This is a genomic window from Bradyrhizobium sp. Tv2a-2, assembly GCF_000472425.1.
Taxonomy (GTDB): Bacteria; Pseudomonadota; Alphaproteobacteria; order Rhizobiales; family Xanthobacteraceae; genus Bradyrhizobium.
Map to the genome: position 1 here is coordinate 490706 of NZ_AXAI01000004.1, position 16411 is coordinate 507116.

General features: G+C 60.0%; 14 protein-coding genes and 2 pseudogenes. 9 read left to right on the forward strand and 7 right to left on the reverse strand.

Features of this window, described 5'->3' with window-relative positions; all coding sequences use genetic code 11:
* Positions 1–89: 89 nt before the first annotated feature.
* Complete coding sequence (locus A3AI_RS42545; RefSeq protein WP_198030095.1) at positions 90–680, reverse strand: DUF2760 domain-containing protein; 591 nt, start codon at positions 678–680, stop codon at positions 90–92.
* A 358-nt stretch (positions 681–1038) separates the two neighbouring features.
* Here A3AI_RS42545 and A3AI_RS0111145 point away from each other — a divergent pair, with 358 nt between their 5' ends.
* Entirely contained in the window at positions 1039–1464 is a 426-nt protein-coding gene (locus A3AI_RS0111145; RefSeq protein ID WP_024515652.1) for a hypothetical protein, read from the forward strand.
* Positions 1465–3942: 2478 nt separating this feature from the next.
* On the opposite strand, the gene A3AI_RS0111160 is transcribed toward A3AI_RS0111145, so the two are convergent.
* The gene (locus A3AI_RS0111160; protein WP_024515653.1) at positions 3943–4881 is read right to left on the reverse strand and encodes an outer membrane protein; all 939 of its coding nucleotides are present in this window, start codon (positions 4879–4881) and stop codon (positions 3943–3945) included.
* A 299-nt stretch (positions 4882–5180) separates the two neighbouring features.
* Here A3AI_RS0111160 and A3AI_RS47420 point away from each other — a divergent pair, with 299 nt between their 5' ends.
* Positions 5181–5351 (forward strand): hypothetical protein, encoded by a 171-nt coding sequence (locus A3AI_RS47420; RefSeq protein WP_156927722.1) that lies wholly within the window; start codon positions 5181–5183, stop codon positions 5349–5351.
* A gap of 88 nt (positions 5352–5439) precedes the next feature.
* Here A3AI_RS47420 and A3AI_RS50210 read toward each other — a convergent pair whose 3' ends face one another.
* A complete protein-coding gene (locus A3AI_RS50210; RefSeq protein WP_156927723.1) occupies positions 5440–5574 on the reverse strand; it encodes a helix-turn-helix domain-containing protein in 135 nt (44 codons plus the stop codon).
* A 446-nt stretch (positions 5575–6020) separates the two neighbouring features.
* Here A3AI_RS50210 and A3AI_RS0111175 point away from each other — a divergent pair, with 446 nt between their 5' ends.
* Together A3AI_RS0111175 and A3AI_RS0111180 are read left to right on the forward strand one after the other, a co-directional pair.
* Positions 6021–6308 (forward strand): usg protein, encoded by a 288-nt coding sequence (locus A3AI_RS0111175; protein ID WP_024515655.1) that lies wholly within the window; start codon positions 6021–6023, stop codon positions 6306–6308.
* Positions 6309–6543: 235 nt separating this feature from the next.
* Positions 6544–6726, forward strand: a complete 183-nt coding sequence (locus A3AI_RS0111180) for a hypothetical protein (RefSeq protein WP_024515656.1) — start codon at positions 6544–6546, stop codon at positions 6724–6726.
* Between the two features lie 254 nt (positions 6727–6980).
* Here A3AI_RS0111180 and A3AI_RS47430 read toward each other — a convergent pair whose 3' ends face one another.
* The gene (locus A3AI_RS47430) at positions 6981–7208 is read right to left on the reverse strand and encodes a hypothetical protein (protein WP_156927724.1); all 228 of its coding nucleotides are present in this window, start codon (positions 7206–7208) and stop codon (positions 6981–6983) included.
* A 176-nt stretch (positions 7209–7384) separates the two neighbouring features.
* On the opposite strand from A3AI_RS47430, the pseudogene A3AI_RS47435 reads away from it, so the two are divergent.
* A pseudogene (locus tag A3AI_RS47435) lies at positions 7385–7459 on the forward strand (ATP-binding protein); the annotation flags it as partial.
* A gap of 676 nt (positions 7460–8135) precedes the next feature.
* On the opposite strand, the gene A3AI_RS0111185 reads toward A3AI_RS47435, so the two are convergent.
* The gene (locus A3AI_RS0111185; protein ID WP_024515657.1) at positions 8136–8615 is read right to left on the reverse strand and encodes a Crp/Fnr family transcriptional regulator; all 480 of its coding nucleotides are present in this window, start codon (positions 8613–8615) and stop codon (positions 8136–8138) included.
* 76 nt (positions 8616–8691) lie between these two features.
* On the opposite strand from A3AI_RS0111185, the pseudogene A3AI_RS49275 reads away from it, so the two are divergent.
* Positions 8692–8986: pseudogene (locus A3AI_RS49275) on the forward strand (IS21 family transposase); the annotation flags it as partial.
* Between the two features lie 74 nt (positions 8987–9060).
* Here the strand turns inward: A3AI_RS49275 and A3AI_RS42555 are convergent.
* A complete protein-coding gene (locus A3AI_RS42555) occupies positions 9061–9588 on the reverse strand; it encodes a hypothetical protein (protein ID WP_024515658.1) in 528 nt (175 codons plus the stop codon).
* Positions 9589–9725: 137 nt separating this feature from the next.
* Here A3AI_RS42555 and A3AI_RS0111195 point away from each other — a divergent pair, with 137 nt between their 5' ends.
* Genes A3AI_RS0111195 through A3AI_RS0111205 form a run of 3 tightly spaced genes read left to right on the forward strand, consistent with a single transcriptional unit; the run spans position 9726 to position 16109 of the window.
* Positions 9726–10994 carry an NHLP bacteriocin system secretion protein gene (locus A3AI_RS0111195; protein ID WP_024515659.1) on the forward strand — a complete coding sequence of 423 codons (1269 nt, stop codon included), beginning with the start codon at positions 9726–9728 and terminating at the stop codon, positions 10992–10994.
* A gap of 58 nt (positions 10995–11052) precedes the next feature.
* Positions 11053–13209, forward strand: a complete 2157-nt coding sequence (locus A3AI_RS0111200) for an NHLP family bacteriocin export ABC transporter peptidase/permease/ATPase subunit (protein WP_036047890.1) — start codon at positions 11053–11055, stop codon at positions 13207–13209.
* The gene (locus A3AI_RS0111205) at positions 13206–16109 is read left to right on the forward strand and encodes an NHLP bacteriocin export ABC transporter permease/ATPase subunit (protein WP_024515661.1); all 2904 of its coding nucleotides are present in this window, start codon (positions 13206–13208) and stop codon (positions 16107–16109) included. The genes A3AI_RS0111200 and A3AI_RS0111205 overlap by 4 nt, the downstream gene beginning before the upstream one ends.
* A 99-nt stretch (positions 16110–16208) precedes the next feature.
* Here A3AI_RS0111205 and A3AI_RS48745 read toward each other — a convergent pair.
* Positions 16209–16411 (reverse strand): hypothetical protein (locus tag A3AI_RS48745; protein WP_024515662.1); only part of this gene is annotated, 203 nt, incomplete at its 5' end.

Consider the following 16411-nt stretch of genomic DNA (forward strand, 5'->3'; position numbering starts at 1 on the left):
TATGTTCGCGTCAATAACCGCGCCTGACGGGAGCACCGGTTGCACGTGATCCGGCTCTCTCGTCCGGCGACCGGCCGATGCGAGCTCGCTTAACTCAGTTCCACCTCCGCCGGAGCGATTGCTGGAAGTCGGTCGGTCGAGCTCCGCAAAACGCGCGGTAGATTCACCGCATCCGTTTTCCAGCCGTGATGGACAAGCACTCCCGAGAACGGCGCGGAACCGCTGATCTTGCCCAGCAATCGGTACTCGTCCGGTGCATAGCCAGCGGCGACCTGCACTCTCGATCCCTCGCTCTCTGTGCGCACGGGCGAGATTTGGAAGTGCTCCAGCAGGGCGGTCCTGCATCCGGCATGGACCACGCGCGCGGCTGCCCCAACCTGTGCATCATCATACGCGTTGATATCGTCCATCAGGAAATCGACCAGCCGGCCCCTCGCCTGCAGCATCGCCAAAAAGCCGACGATCTCGGCGTCTGTCTGGTTTGCGCGAGTCGGAACAGCCATCGGTCGGGCCGCCTCAGCGCCAGCACTTCGGTCGTCCCGTGACGGACCGTTCCCGACCAGGATCGCTATCAACGCGACAAGGCTCAGCGCCACGGCTGCACCCGACAGATACATTCGGAACGCGCTCGCCGCCGGCAGCAATTCCAGAGCGTTCACCACGACCAGGAGCAGGAGCACTACAATAGCGATCGCTTTCATCGCACGCATGTTTAGCCGCAGCTCCTATTGAGACGCACAGCGTCGATTGACGTACTGAGAATATAGGATAGCGATGGATGTGGAAACCTAAGCAGGGCCGAGCCTGCTATCATGCAAGTGCCACAACGCCGGTAGGAACTTCCTAGGTCAGTTGGATAGTGGGAGAGTCCTTTGACCTGCCCGTGGCGGTCTTTGGCGGCAAGGCCAAATCCTCGCGTGCCAAGAAATCCTCCCGTGCCAAGACAGGCGCCACTCGGGACAGCTGACGTCAACCGAGATATTGTCCAACGATCGCCACAAGCACCGGCAAGCTTGGGCAGGAACCAATCGGACCACCATGTCCTCCAGCTCTAATACCAGTATCGCCAGGAAAGCTCGCACGAAGGCCGAGGCGGATTTTGCCACTTGGCTCATGATGGCCAAACTGGGTGGTTTCGATGATCTTCCGCCAAACGCACAGAGCTTTCTGACCAACTATCGAACCAGGCTCGGGACGATGAGCGAGGCCGAGTCCACGGCCCTCGCCGTTCGCGAGGTGTACAATGCTTACTATAGCGAGATGGGAGGCGTGGGCGCGGCGCCGGAACCAAATGGTCGCACAACAAAGGGAGCGGGCAAAGTCAAGAGACGGCCTGGACCTCAGGTCAGCCTATCGTCCGCGCGCCATTCGACACGGCCAATCAACCAAAAATCACTCACGGCATTGCTAATTTTCGCGAGCATGGTGGCGTTGATTGCCGTGTACAGATTTTTGACGAAGTAACACCGCCAGCGGACTGTCTGCCGGGAAGAAGCACCGCTCACAGCGACGGCGAAATCCGGGTGACTCGCAAAGCTCTCTGCCTGCTGAGGCGTTTCGCGCCTGAAGCTGCCCTCCCCGCTGCTGTTTGATGTCGCAAACGCGATGCTTTTATTTCGAAGGCCGAGACGCGCCCTGCTCGATCAGCATCACCGGGGGCACCCAGCGACCATTCGATCACCGACGGTCTTCTGACTATTTTGTATTTTGTGGTTCCGAAATTTGAACCGGATGTTCCGGCTGTGGACTTATTCCTTGCAACCGGAGCCGAGGCAAATGGCCAGAAAACGCGCCTTCGAGGTCACCGTCGTGACAGTCGGAGTCATTTCAACCGCACTGGCTGTTTGGGCGGTGTTTTCGATTTGAGGCCGCCTCAGTTGGGGGCTGCCCAGTCACCAGCCGGACGGGCTTTCACCCTCAACGTGCCGTATTTGGCGGCCACACTTTCGCCGCGATCTGTTCGCCTGCCTAATTCTGTTCATAGACCATACTGGGTAACCGGCGGCGTTTGTTCACGACCTGTTCACGCGCGTCTAGATCTTTGTGATTGCAACGGAATCGAAAAGAGAGCCGCATTCGCGCGGCTCCCTCGCCGGTCTAAATTTATTCGGGAATGAAAAGCCGCGCCGGCAAAACAACCGTACAGCCTGTGGATAACTGTGTGGATTCCGGAAAATCACGGTGTTTTCCGCACGGAACGAGCTTCACGAGTAAAGCAGCCCGACCGCGCGGCCCCGCCGAAGGCCCGAGCCCTGGGCACCGCGCTGGCTGACGGCCGGCCAGTTTCGTTTGTGGCAACAGGTGGCCGCCCACGCGGGCGGGCTATTGAAATTTCAAGGGATTTTCGACTTTTTCCCCGAGTTCGGCGCTGACGGCCCCATTGGACTGGCGCGGATGCAACACGTTGGAATTATCGTGCCGCCGAGCACCTGAGCGATCGGCAGCGCACCAAGCGACTCAGGTAAGTATTGAGCGGGTTTGGAATTGGACTGCCGCACACAACGAGGTAGCCATGCTTTTTCTCGTCCTCATCCCGTGGATGCTTCTCAACATCTTCACCTCTACGCTGCGATTTTAAGTGTCTGAGGCGCGGTCAATTGCACCACCGGTGGCCGCCGGTGCTGGTCGGCTGGCGGTGCAACATTCGCTCGTCGAAAGCTGACTAAGCCGCAATCGCCAGGCGGAAGGATGATCTGAGATTGATGAAAACACCGAGCGCGGCCCGGAGGCCGCCGCGCAGTACTACGTATTTCCAATTCAGTTGGGACCGATTGGAGACCAAGCTTGGTTACCGATTCAAGCCGGGGCAGATCGATGACGAACGGCCCAAATGACTCGTGTGCAGCTATCCGAGAGGCTTGGGAAAAGCAGGCCAGACAGCTCTGGGACAGCAGAACGCATGGCCGAGGCCTCAGCCTGCTGATTGTGAAAATGCTGGCGCTTCCGCCGGGCGGCTTGATACCGAGCACCTCGAGGTCGCCAGCGTTCGAATTTTGGCGAGACCAGAACAAGATCCGTGGACGCTTCATTGGCGCAGCCCCTGGTAACGGAGTTGTGGTCGCCAGGCTCAATGCAGATGGGCTTCCTGAATAGTAGAAGACCTGCCCGAACGTGAACTTCGAGCAGCTGGCATCACTCTACTGCTCCGGACAGCGCTGCAGCCAGTGTGAGCACTTTGACGCGGACCGCCGCGCCCATGAATCCCGGTCGTCGGATCTCAGGGCAGTGACGTCCGCGAGCCTCATGCCCGAGCCGCTTGATTTTCGCGTGTCGCTTCTCGAAAGCGCGAGGCGGAAACGGGAAACAGGCAGTTCGCTCGTACCGAGAAGGCTTAAACCAAAAGCCGCGCCGGACCGAAACCGAGAGGAAAGTCTTCTCGGCGAACGGCGCAGACTTCGGATCGTCGGGAGTTTTCTTCGTGTCATCGCTCCACGTATCGCAGGAGCCAGTAGCCGAATCCTACGATCATGCTCAGCCAAATCCCGGCGACCACCGTCCATTGTTCGATCATCTCCGCTCCTTCGAGAGAAGGGGCCGCCTCTAACAGTCTTGAGAGGTAGGCTAGGTTTTTGGGGGGCGCCAGATCGCTATTGTCTCTTGGCGTGTGAGCGGTCTAACCGCTCCATCGCTCAATGCAAGCAGGATGATTCTAAGTTCCCGCGCACTGGTAACTTGACAAGCGCTTGGCAATGAGGACCGAGCCGCCGCATCGGTGCGGAACCTGCTGTGACCTCCATGACCTGGAGTGTCGAAAAGTCGAAAAGGTTGCCTCGCCCCAGCTTTGCGGTCTCGGCGTGAGAGATGTTACGCAGATAGCTACGCCCAGACCCTTTGCGTAAGGACCCGACTTCGGCAGAACGTGTGCTCGGGCTCTTGAGGGGCAATTAGCGATCGAAGGGCGGGGCACGCGCTGGCAGAGCTGTGCGTGTTTGTCTATTCAGGTCAGTAATTCGCTGCGATCGGGCCGTTAAAGTGCCAATTCACCCCAAAGCGCGCAATCGAGCCTGTATAACGCAGGGATGTCGCGCCCGCCGTGCTGCCAATCACAACACCATTGAACAGGCATCCAGCAGCGCCGCTACAGGTCTGCGTCAAAGATGTAGCGTAATTCGCCCTCCCAAGGTCATAGTACAGGTACTCCAGCTTTAAGCTCCAGTTGGGCGCGAATTTCCATTCGCCGCCGGCGCCAGCCGTCCAACCAACGCGCGTGTCAGAGAAGGACCCGCCACCTGACGCAGAACATACAACGCCCGCACAAGCTGCTGGTGGCGTGATCAGAGCGGTCTCCGCCGTCGAACTGCGCACGGCGCCATAGGCAAGGCCGCCCGTGCCATACAGCAAGAACGCGGGAGTAGCGAGGAAACCAAGTCGGCCGCGCACCGTACCCAGATAATCGAGATGACTGGTGATTGTCGCGTTGTAAGCATCCGCAGTAGGCGCGAAGGCCGGAATCACGGTGGAGCTGGCAAAAGCCGCGCGTCTGGGTTGGTTGGCCCAGGCTATGTCGGCCTCGAAGCCCACAACACCTCTGCCATTGAACTGCCAGTTGTAGCCAAATTGGCCGCCCCCGATGAACCCGGCACCCGTTCCCAAACTCGTGTTGAATGTCGAGCCGGCTGCGAGCGCAGTACCGAGGTCCGCGGCGGGCACCCCGGGGCTACACCCTACAACCGCTGTGTTGCAGGGGCCTTCGACGGCACTGTGAGCCACGCCGTTGCTGTTCGACCAAACCCCGCCCGCATTCAAACCGGCATACCAACCGCTCCAACTCACGACCGGCGCAGGCGGTGGCGCCTTCAGCGGCAGATCGGCGGCTAACGCGCCCAGAGGTTGAGCGAAAAGGAATAGAGAACCGGCGATGATCCGAACTGATTTGCGCATGCCCAGCCCCATGAAACGATTCCAGCAAAAGCAGGTTACAGCTCGGCGCGAGTCAATGGCTGTTACCGTCCAGCAACATTCGGAAGGAATAACGGGCACGAGGCGGGAAAGCCCGATAGAGGTGATCTGCCCCGGCGCCGATGCGGCCCGACCTCATCGACGGCGAGGCAGTCCTGCCAGGCGTACCCATACGTCAGGGATCGCCGTGGAGAGGCGGGTCCGCTCATATCAGCATGTTCTCCGATTGCCTCGATCGCCGTTCGACGAATAAAATGGGCGTGAATGTCAGGAGTTGCGTAATGCCGCATTATCGGACCTATCTCCTCGATGAGAACGGGCATATTTCAAACGTCGTCGACATGGAGTGCACCGACGACGAGCAGGCAAGGGAATGCGCGAGGAAATATCTATCCGGCCGCAATGCCGAGCTTTGGCATGAAGATCGACTTATCGCGACTTATGCTAACTGACATGCGCTGGGAACGGAAAGACGCAACGGGCATATGCAGAGCAAATCGGCGTCGCTCATACGCTCCCAGCGCAGCAACCATTCCGGCATTACGTCGAGCACACGACCTTTATCAGCTCGATCGGGTAGAGCGCCGCTCGACCGCGTTCCCAGCTCAAGATCTGTGCCTCACTGTAGCCCGTCAGTTCGGCGAGCTCTCTGCGATCCATGTGGGCCTTGACCATCGCGCGTCAGGCGCTGGCCGATCCGCTGCTGCTTGGCGACGTGATTCTCCCTAAGCATCATCGCCATGCCCTGCGTTGTCCGTTACAGCCTGCACCGAATTTGTAGGCGACACACGCATGAACGCACGGCTTCCACCCCGCTGCGCGGCGCGGGGCAAAAGCAAAAGCCCCTCCAGGCTTGGCTCCTGAAGGGGCTTTAGGGTGTCGCGGGCCAGCTGTGTTGCCGGGAATGCCCTCGGGATCATTGTGCCAACCGGACCGTGACGGCAGCGTGAAGCCAGGGCGCGGCGCCAGGCCAAAGAAAAGCCCCGTCGCATCACAGAGACCCCGGTTGGTGATGGCCATCACTGATGGCGGGCGCTTCGGGAGCGATAAGGGGTGCAAGGCCGCGACGGCGAAGACGATCTGCTGGGACGGACCAGCGCGTGGAGGGAATGGAGGTTGGCATGGCTTCTCGGGTTGGAATTGCTTCCGAGGATTTTCGGAAACAAGTGATGGGATACGGGCTGACGACGGCGCGGATCCTCTATCGGATGCCGGATCATCGCTCGCTGCTGCAGACCTATGTCTGGCAGAATTACGATCTCTTTCCGAAATTCCCGGCGCTGCAGGATTTCCTCGCCTTCTGGCAGGAGAAGCTCGACGGCCCCTTGTTCTCGGTCACCGTGGCGCATTCCAGGCTGATCAAGCCGGCTGAGCTGCGCGCCGTCGACGGCGTGTTCAGGTTGCATTGAGCAAATCGTGGCCATGGGCGCGCGAGCGGTGTCACCTGCCGCAGCGTCCGGCACCGCACGACCAGAGGTAGGCGCAGCGCTCGAGGCGCCACGAGGGGAAGCGCAAACCTTTTTAAATCTCAGGCATGGACGCGTCACGCCCAGCCCGGCGTGCGTGATCTTCATCACCGTGCGAATGAAGCGCGCGGCCTATCCCGCGATCACACAAACCCACCGGCCCTTATAGGAGAGAGACATGGACAGACGTACGACTGAACTGAGCATTGGTGACCTGGAGGCTGTCAGCGGCGGAATGCAAAACCTCAAGAACCTCCCCGGATTTCGTACGGACATCAAGTATCCGGACGGAAGTAGCCCCTTGTACGGAAATGGCTCCAAGCGCGACACAATCGACTTGAACGACAACCTTCCGAATTAAGCAACGCGAGCCGCCATTCACGAGACGGCACGGCAGACTGAGGCTAGGCAGTTCACCACCCGCGGCGTAATAGGCGCAGCGGCTTTTCCAAGATCGCTCGCTCCGCGTGGTCGTCGGGTGCGGCGGGCCTAAGGTGACGAGGGGCCTGCAAGCACCCGGCGGTCGGCGGATCGCGGCACCACGCAGGGGGGGGGACAGATTTTTAAGACCAGCCGCGCGTGCGTATAGGGGGAGAGGGACCGCGCCCAAAATCCTTATGGGGTGCGCCCGTTTAAGGTCTGTTTCTGGGTGCCGCCAACCTTGGACGGATCATCGTAGCTAGGTGGGTTGTAGTGGATCGTCGGATAGCCCCCCGGAACGGCAGCAAAGCTATTAGCCACGCTGGAAGAAAATAAAACAAGATGGTGCGAGTGGCGCACTGTTGCGGCACTGGCAGACGCATACAGGGTGATCAACAATCCTAAAGCCAAAAAAGAGCGCATCGCAATTACTCCAATGAAACGGGGATTTGCGATATGCTCTGATTAATGCGCGACGCCGTCTATAAACTATCTCACACCTCTTATTTTCGTGATGAGTTTTTCCCTGTTGGCATGATCACCCTTGTTCGAGGGCCTTGAGATTTGCAGTTCGAGCGCAGGTGACGAGCTAACGACTTGGCGACGCCAAGATGACCACTGCGCTGCTCGACCGGCTGCCCCATCACTGCGACATCGTCGAGACCGGCAATGATGACGCCGATCGGCGTTCGAACCCCACGCCGAACAACACCCTAACGATTTTGGGAGCGCACGAGGCGAGTGAGCCGGATCACAGTCTTTGGCGCGGTGATGGGGCATCTTTGTTGCGGTTATCTCCTGGCTGGCTTCCTCCCCGGGCCAGCAACTCGCCCCGCTCGCCCGCCACCAAACGAGAGCGGGGCTTTTTTTTGCTGCGGCCCCCCTCGTGTTCGGCGAGCTGGTACAGACGCATCAGATCATCGGCCTGCGAGCGTCCAGGCGAGTGCTACGTCGGGTCGATAAAGGCCAACCGGGAAACGTAGACGCCGCGGGCTCAAGGTCCCGAGGGAGCAAGTCCCTCCATCTCCGCCTTCCTCTCCATTGGGAAACTCCGCCTTCCTCTCCATTGGGAAACCTCCGTCTAGGAAGCCGATAACGGGGAGTGCTGTCCATGACGGGGCGCAGCCCGTGACCAGAAAGTAGCTGCTTATGGCGGGAACTATCCCGCCAGCAAACCTGTCCTTTTTAGACGTTCGATTGCAACGGGCAAAGAAAAGCCTCGGGGAGAGGAAGGCAGGCGCGAGCCCGTGTCATTCGCTGGGGTGAACACCGATGCCGACTGCGACGGCGCGAAGCATGGCTCGGCCCCGAGTCCCCCGCGTACTGAAATCGGACATAAACGTTGCTTCGTTATTGACTCGCGTGAAGCATCTGCAGCTCCGCAATGCGGTCGTCGGCGCGGCGGAGCCGCCGACAAAGCTCGCGGTTGATATTCTGCATCACCATCACGTATGCGTGGATGTCGGCCTTGTAGCACATGTAGAGCTGTCGGGCCGTGAGCTCGTACAGCAGGGTCGGGCTCTGCGCGACGACGGTCGCTGATCGGTTCTGCATCTCGATAAGCGTCATTTCGCCAAAGAAATCGCCAGCCTGAAGACTTGCCATACGAATTATGCGTCCTGAATCCCCGAGCTTGCTCACGACGAGTTCACCGGAGTGAACAACGAACATTGAGCGGCCAGCTTCTCCTTCCGCCACGATCGTGTCACCGATGTCGAAGCGGCGCTCGACCAGCATCGAAACCAAAAGATCGAAGCTTGCGTCTGAGAGACCACCGAAGAAAGGTGTGGCGAGCAAGAACGCTTTCAGATCGGGCGAGCTGACAGCCATTGGCCCAATATACTCCGGCTCCCGGCGGCGGCAAGCGGGCCAAGTCCGACCGGACGTCTCTACGATGAATGTCGCGCGGCAGCGTGGGGCTGCCGGTCCCGCCTTCACCGCCGTGCGGCTGTGGCGTGACCTCGAGGAACGCGGCTTCGCTGGCGGCTACAGCGCCGCACGCCGTCGCGTGCGCGAACTTCGACCTCCCCGGCCGGCGGGTTTCCAAGTGCATTTTAAAACGCCACCGGGTGAGCAGGCGCAAGTCGACTTCGCCAGGATTGACGTCGAGTTCGTCGATGAGCCCGGGGTCAAGCACATTATCTGGCTGCTCTCGATGGTGCTTGGCTACTCACGGCCAGATCTGGGCACGCTTCGTTGTCAGCAAACAGTCCCTCGCCCTCATCTCCGGACGTGGAGATCGCTCACTGTGGCGGCCGCTCCTTTTTCGCCCGGGTCAAAGGCGAGCGCGAATAGATGCCAATATGCCTGTCGTCGTGTCAATGATGGTTACGGCCTGCTGGGTCTTGCCTTGCCCGAATGGATATTTGGTACACTGATCGGATAACTGAACCAGCCGCTTTCTTTCGCTCGTCAGGATCGTGCTGCTCTTGTCGACGGCAAACTTGACAATATCCCGCATCGGATTGTTGTCGCCAAAGTCGGTCAGATCTTTGTCCATCGTGATCAGATACTCATAGCTTGCTAGTTCGTCGGAGATCTGAAGAAGTTCCCGGATGGTCGAGTTAATACAGCCGGCGTCGCCGCTGGAAACATCGGGGCGCTTTGCTGTTTCGACAAGGTCGTTCATGAGGTTGGCAAAAAGCGGCTTAAGGCTCTCCGCCTGCCTGAAATCGCTCTCGGACAGGACGCCGGCGCGGCACACACTGGGGAAGAACAGCCCAAGCACCAAGCTTGCCGCCAGCATCTTTCGCCGCGCTGGCGTTGGGAACGAAAGTCTGGTGGTGCCGATCAGCCCGTGCATCCCAATCGGTCCCCTCCCCTTATTGTTAGACGGTCGATTCTGTGCAAAAATCCGGCCTTGTCGACTTCAGTTCACCACTTGCTTTGCGTGCAGATATGTCGGCGTCCGAACCGCTCCCAAAGCCGGAGCATAGGAGTATGACCGACGGGCCGCAACGGGCATTTCGCGCCGCGGCCCTTGACCGGGCTGCGTCTCCGGAGCAGCTCGATCATCTCGTTGTTATCACCAAGCCCGCTGACTGGATTCTTACCCTTGTACTGTACATTGTGCTTGTGGCGGCCATGCTGTGGGGCATCTTCGGGCGCGTGCCTACTCGGGTCTCGGGCGAGGGAATCCTAATCGGGAGTGGAGGTAAGGTCGTCGACGCCGTATCCGCGGCGGCCGGACGGCTGCAGTCGGTCGCGGTCACGGTTGGCGATCATGTCAGTAAGGACCAGCTCGTCGCCCAGATCGTTCAAACCGACATCGAGCAAAAGCACAAGGCAGCCACTGAGGTCTTTCATGAACGGGAGCGGGAGCACGCCGACCGGGTGTCGAAAGCTGCAAGCGAGCTCGCCGCCAAGGGCCAGAATTTTGCAAAACTTGAAATCGCGCTGCAGCAGGTGATCAAGGCAACCAGCCAACGCGTCGACTATCTCGTCGTCGACGTCAAAAACCTCGATGATTTGCTGGCCAAGGGATACACGACGCGGCGCAATGTCGAGGAGCGACGCCAGGAGCTGACCGATGCCCAACAACGCCGTACCGACGCCCAAAACGAGATTTTGAAGTTGCATGCGCAGAAGACGGATCTGGAGACCGACCGCGGGCGCGAAATTCAACAGTCGGAGTTCGCCCTCAACGAGGCCCGGCGGCAAATGAATGCCGCCACCGAACAGCTGAGCCAGAACACCCAAGTGATCAGCCCGATGGACGGGCGGGTTTTGGAGGTGAAGATTTCGCCCGGTTCGGTGCTAGCCGTCGGCACGCCGGTGATCGAGATCGAAAGCGAAGGCATCAGGCTCGAAGCCGTCGTCTATATTCCCGCCGAACGGGGCAAACAGATCAAGCCGGGCATGCAGGTGCACCTCGAGCCGAGCACGGTGAAGCGCGAGGAATTTGGCATGATGCTGGGCAGCGTGGTCAGCATCTCTGATTTCCCGATGACGCCGCAAGGCATGGCCGCGCTGCTGCATAACGACAGCCTGGTTTCACGCTTCTCGCACGACGGTGCACCCTACGCCGCGACGGTTGCGCTCCATGAAGACGCCTTCACTGCAACCGGATATCGATGGGCCGTTGGCGAGGGGCCGAACATTCATCTCACGAGCGGAACGTTGGTGCGGGCCGAGATCACAACACGCCGGCAGCGCCCCCTCGATCTGGTGATCCCCCTGCTCAAGCACCTCACGGGAATTGATGGATAAGCCTTCTCCAAACACGCTAACCAGCAAGCGCGAGCGGCCCAAATCTTACGTCAGCCGCATGGTGAGCTGGTTGCCGCGCCGGAGCATTCGACGGACACCCGTCATCCTGCAGATGGAAGCCGTCGAATGCGGCGCGGCATCGCTTGGCATCATTCTCGCGTATTACGGGGCGTGGATTCCGTTGGAGCAGCTTCGTATCGCATGCGGCGTATCGCGCGACGGCAGCAAGGCCAGCAATATCATCAGAGCGGCGCGCCGATACGGGCTGACGGCGAAGGGCTACAGCGTCGAACCTTCGGCACTTGCCGAGCTTCCGATGCCCTGCATCATTCACTGGAACTTCAACCATTTCGTTGTCCTTGAAGGAATTGATAGAAAGCGCGCCTACATAAACGACCCCGCGAGCGGGCGTCGGCGGATCGATCTGGTCGAGCTCGATCTCGCCTTCACCGGCGTTGTCCTGGTATTTGAACGCGGCGAAAAGTTCGAGAAGGTCGGCAGCAAGCCGAAGGGCATACGCCTGCTCATGCGTGAGCTGCGCCAATCAAAGGAGGCGGTGGCCCTGTTGGTTGTCGTCAGCATCGCGGCGGTCGTACCCAATATTGTCGCCGCGGGCTTCTCGAAAATCTTTGTAGATCAGATTTTGATCCAGCACATGCGGAGTTGGCTTGCGCCGCTTCTGATCGGCATGGCGGTGACGGCGGCCTTCCGGGCCGCTCTGACCATTATACGCCAATCGCTGCTATTGCGGCTGCAGACCAAGCTCGCCGTCGTGATGACCAGCCGCTTCCTATGGCGTGTGATGGCGCTGCCGCTGGAATTCTTCACCCAACGCCACGCCGGCGATATTGCGAACCGCATTGCAGCCAACGAACAGATCGCCCGGCTGCTTTCAAGCGGGATTGCCTCCAATGCGCTGAGCCTGATGTCGGTGGTTTTGTTCGCCGCGGCCATGGCCGTCTACGACGTCGGCCTGACCGCGCTTTGCGTCGCAATCTCCTTGATCAATGTTCTTCTCCTGCGACTTGTCGCGTCACACCGCCAGGAACTGAGCTATCGGCTGGCGCTCGAACAGGGAAAGCTGCACGGGGCGACCGTCAGCATGGTGCGGACCATCGAAACCATCAAAGCAAGTGGGTTGGAAGACGACGCCTTCGGCCGGTGGGCCGGCCTTCAGGCCAAAAACCTCAACGCCGAACGGAGGCTCGGCGCCTCCGCCATCATATTGGACATGGTCCCGACCCTGCTCTCAGGCCTCATGGTCGCGGCGATTCTTGGCCTCGGAGGCTTGCGGGTCATTCAGGGCTCGCTGACACTGGGAAGCCTCGTGGCCTTCCAATCCTTGGCATTGAATTTCTCCGAGCCTTTCGTCAATCTCGTGAACTATTTCGGCGGCATGCAAACCATCAAGGGATCGCTCGAACGGCTTGAGGATGTCTACCGCTACCCGCTAGCGCCGCCACCGCCGACACACGTGGATGCCTTGCCGCCCAAGCTTGCCGGCCGGTTAGAACTTCACAACATCAGCTTCGGCTATTCGGTGCTCGAGCCGCCGCTTTTGGCGGATCTTTCGCTGGTGATCCCTGCCGGTTCGCGGGTAGCGCTCGTTGGCGTGTCCGGCAGCGGAAAGTCAACCCTCGGCAAACTGATCTGCGGACTGTACAAACCCTGGTCGGGCGAGATTCGTTTTGATGGATGGAGGCTGGCGGATATCCCTGCGGACGTTTTTGCGAACTCCGTCGGCTATGTCGACCAGGACATTTTTCTGTTTGAGGGAACCGCACGAGACAATTTGACGCTCTGGGATTCGACAACTGATGAGCGCCATCTGCTGACGGCGGCCAGGGACGCGCTGATCCATCAAGACCTCGCGTCCAGACCTGGCAACTATGACTGCCACGTCAATGAAGGCGGTACGAACTTCAGCGGTGGTCAGCGTCAGCGCATCGAAATCGCCCGAGCTCTGGTTTGCAATCCCTCGATCCTTGTCTTGGATGAAGCGACGGCTGCACTCGATCCGGTCACCGAAAAATCCATCGACGACAACTTGCGGCGCCGCGGTTGCAGCTGCATCATCATCGCCCACCGCTTGAGCACGATACGCGATTGCGACGAAATCATCATGCTCGAACGCGGTCGCATCGTTGAGCGCGGTACGCATGAAGAGCTTCTTGCGCTTCAGGCCTCCTATGCCAAATTGGTGGCGCGCGAATGACGGATCGATTTGCCAGCGAGACATTCGTTGGGCCTCAACGGGAGACGCCGATCGCTCTGTTGCACCGAACTACGCTCGATGCGCGTCGCCCGATGCTTCTCAGCGACCACGAACACGTTCTTCAAGTGGCCGCCGGTCACGTCGATTTGTTTGCAGCGCAGCCGACCGGCACGCGCCAACATTTGTTTCGTCTCGAAGCCGGCGACGCCATTCTGGATCTGCACAATGCCTGCGAAACCTCGGGCAGCCGGTTGCAAATCATCGCCGTCGGAACGCCCGGGACCGAGCTTCTGGAGGTCCCGCGCGGCGCTGCGTCCTTTGGTGCAGTGTCCGGCTGGATTGCCCACCTGGCGACGTTCATGGTTCGGTCGGCCGCAAGCGAGACCATTTCCGAGCTGGTGAGCGGTGAAGCAATTGAACTGCACCCGGGCGAGCGCCGTCGCAGTCCAACGCGGAACCTCGTGTGGGCACACCTCGAAACCGGGACAATAAAGCTGATGAACCTCAGCCCGAGCTTCGCTCCCGGGCAGCCCCCTCTCCCATTGACGGGTGGCGTGTGGGTGGAAGCCGGCGAGCAGGGGTGCAAATTGCGTCTCGACGCTAATCCGCCAGACGCCCCGGTTCTCTGGTCCGCGATTGATCGATACCAGCTGGCGGTCATTGCCCATCTTGAGCGCAGCCTGGCCGACGGCGTCATTCGAGAGCGGGAACAGCTGGTCCGGCGTGGCGAACTCATTGCGTCGCAAATGCTCGACTCCTTCGAGCGGCTCTCTGATGTCGTGGTCAGAAAACCCGATCGCGCGCAATCCGAACGGGACCCGGCAGACCCGCTGCTTTACAGTTGCCGCGTCGTCGGAGAAGAACTGGGAATACCGGTTACGCTCTCGCGGCGCGCTCAACCCGCGGGACGGGCCTTCAGCGAGATTCTGGAGATCGCTCGCGCGGCCCAAATGCGGATCCGCCGTGTGCTTCTGCGCGATGCCTGGTGGAAGACCGATGCTGGACCGCTGCTCGGCTGGCTTGGAGACGAACGCAGTCCAGTGGCTCTGCTGCGCAATCGGGCAAACACCTACATGATGTTCGACCCAAAGGGCGGAAGGCATCGCTCGGTCGACCGCTCCGTTGCCGGCGAGCTCGAACCGGAGGCCATCGCTTTCTATCCAGCGTTGCCGTCCCGCCGGCTCCAATATCGCGATCTGTTTACCTTTGCGATGCGCGGCGTTTCCGGCAGCATCGCGCGCATCGCGTTGGCGGTTCTCGCAATCGGGCTACTGTCGCTGATGCCGCCACTGCTCACCAGTGTCCTGGTCAATTCGGTTATCCCGCGCACCGAAATCGATCAGCTCGTTGTTTGTGCCCTTGCGCTGACGGTCAGCGCTGTGGCGATCGCCAGTCTGCAAATGATGCAAGGACGGGTCACGTTAAGGCTCGAAGGTCTGCTCGACTATAAGCTGCAGGCCGCGCTGATCGACCGACTGCTCCGCCTACCCACCTCTCTGTTTCGCGAATATACAAGCGGCGATTTGGTCGATCGCGCCATGGGCATCGACGCCGCTCGCCGGATCTTCACCGGACGCGTGCTGCGCGGCTTTACGGCCGCGTTCTTTTGTCTCTTCAGCATTGGGCTGATGCTCTACTATGACCCTCGTCTGGGCACCATTGCACTGCTGCTCGCGATGATTAGAGCGGCTGCGATTCTTGCCATGAGCGCCGTGCGGCTCTACTACGAGACCAGACATTTCAACCTGCAAGGCAGGGCCAGCGGCTTTGTTCTGCAATTGATTGCGGGAGTCAGCAAGCTGCGCGTGGCAGGCGCAACGGCGCGCGCGTTAGCGCGATGGTCGCACCAATTTGCTGTGCAGAGGCGCTACTTCATCGTCTCGCAGCGAGCGGCCAACGCGCTGAGCACCTTTGACACCGCCTTTCCGATGCTGGCGACATTGACCATCTTTGCGCTTGCCTCGTACACAAGCAGTCACCTCCTGCTCGATCTCGGCGCTTTTCTCGGCTTTATGGCAGCGTTGGGACAGACCATGGCCGCGATCGGCAATTGGGCCTCGAGCGTCAGCGAATCACTGGTAGCGATTCCTCACCTCACCCGCTTGAAGCCCATGATTTCCACACCTGCCGAGATCTCCGAGGAGCGGCGATCGCCTGGAGAACTATCCGGGGAGATCGAACTTTCCGGCGTCGTCTTCCGCTATACGCAAGGCGGGCCGAAGATCCTGGATGACATCAGCCTCAGCATTGCGACGGGTGACTACGTCGCGATCGTCGGTCCCTCAGGCAGCGGGAAATCGTCGCTCTTCCGTTTGCTGCTCGGTTTTGAGCGGGCGGAAGCCGGCACGGTGTTTTACGACGGCAAGGCGCTCAACACGCTCGACATCAGCGCCGTACGCCGGCAGCTTGGGGTGGTGCTGCAAGACACCAAGCTCGCAACCGGAAGCCTTTTCGAAAACATTTGCGGCGGCGTTGATTTACCGCTGGAGAAGGCGTGGGAGGCCGCGCGGCTGGCGGCGCTGGATATCGACATCGCGCAGATGCCGATGGGCATGCATACGCTGGTTGCGGAAGGCGTGAGTACGCTGTCAGGCGGTCAGCGGCAACGACTATTGATCGCCCGGGCTCTTGCGCGTTCACCACGGATTCTTCTGTTTGACGAGGCAACCAGCGCGCTCGACAACCAAACCCAAAGCATCGTCGGCGCCTCGCTGGAACGACTGAGCATCACGCGGATTGTGATTGCGCATCGCCTCAGCACCATCCGCAATGCAGATCGTATTGTCATGCTGTTGCGCGGCAAAATCGTGCAAGCGGGAAGCTACGCACAGCTCATGAGCGAGCAAGGACCGTTTGCGGATTTTGTCGAGCGGCAGTTGCTTGAACCGGCTCATCGCTAGCCTAACGGCGGCGGCGGACGGTGATCCCGAAGCATCTCGATTGAAATGAGTACCCGCACACCCCCGGGAGCAGCCAAGGGGTGTGCGGGCATCCGTAACTTAGCCGAACACGACGGCGTTCGTCTGAGGTCCGTTATAGTTCGAAGCGATAGCCGGGCCAACGTCACCGGTGACGCTGAGGCCGCCGACAGCCGTCGCGGACTGCGAGTTCAGGTTCAGCAGGGTGAGCGGATTACCGATGTTGACGCTGCCGGACCCACCACACACGGCGTCGAGTTCCGCATCGATCAGTTCAATCTTCT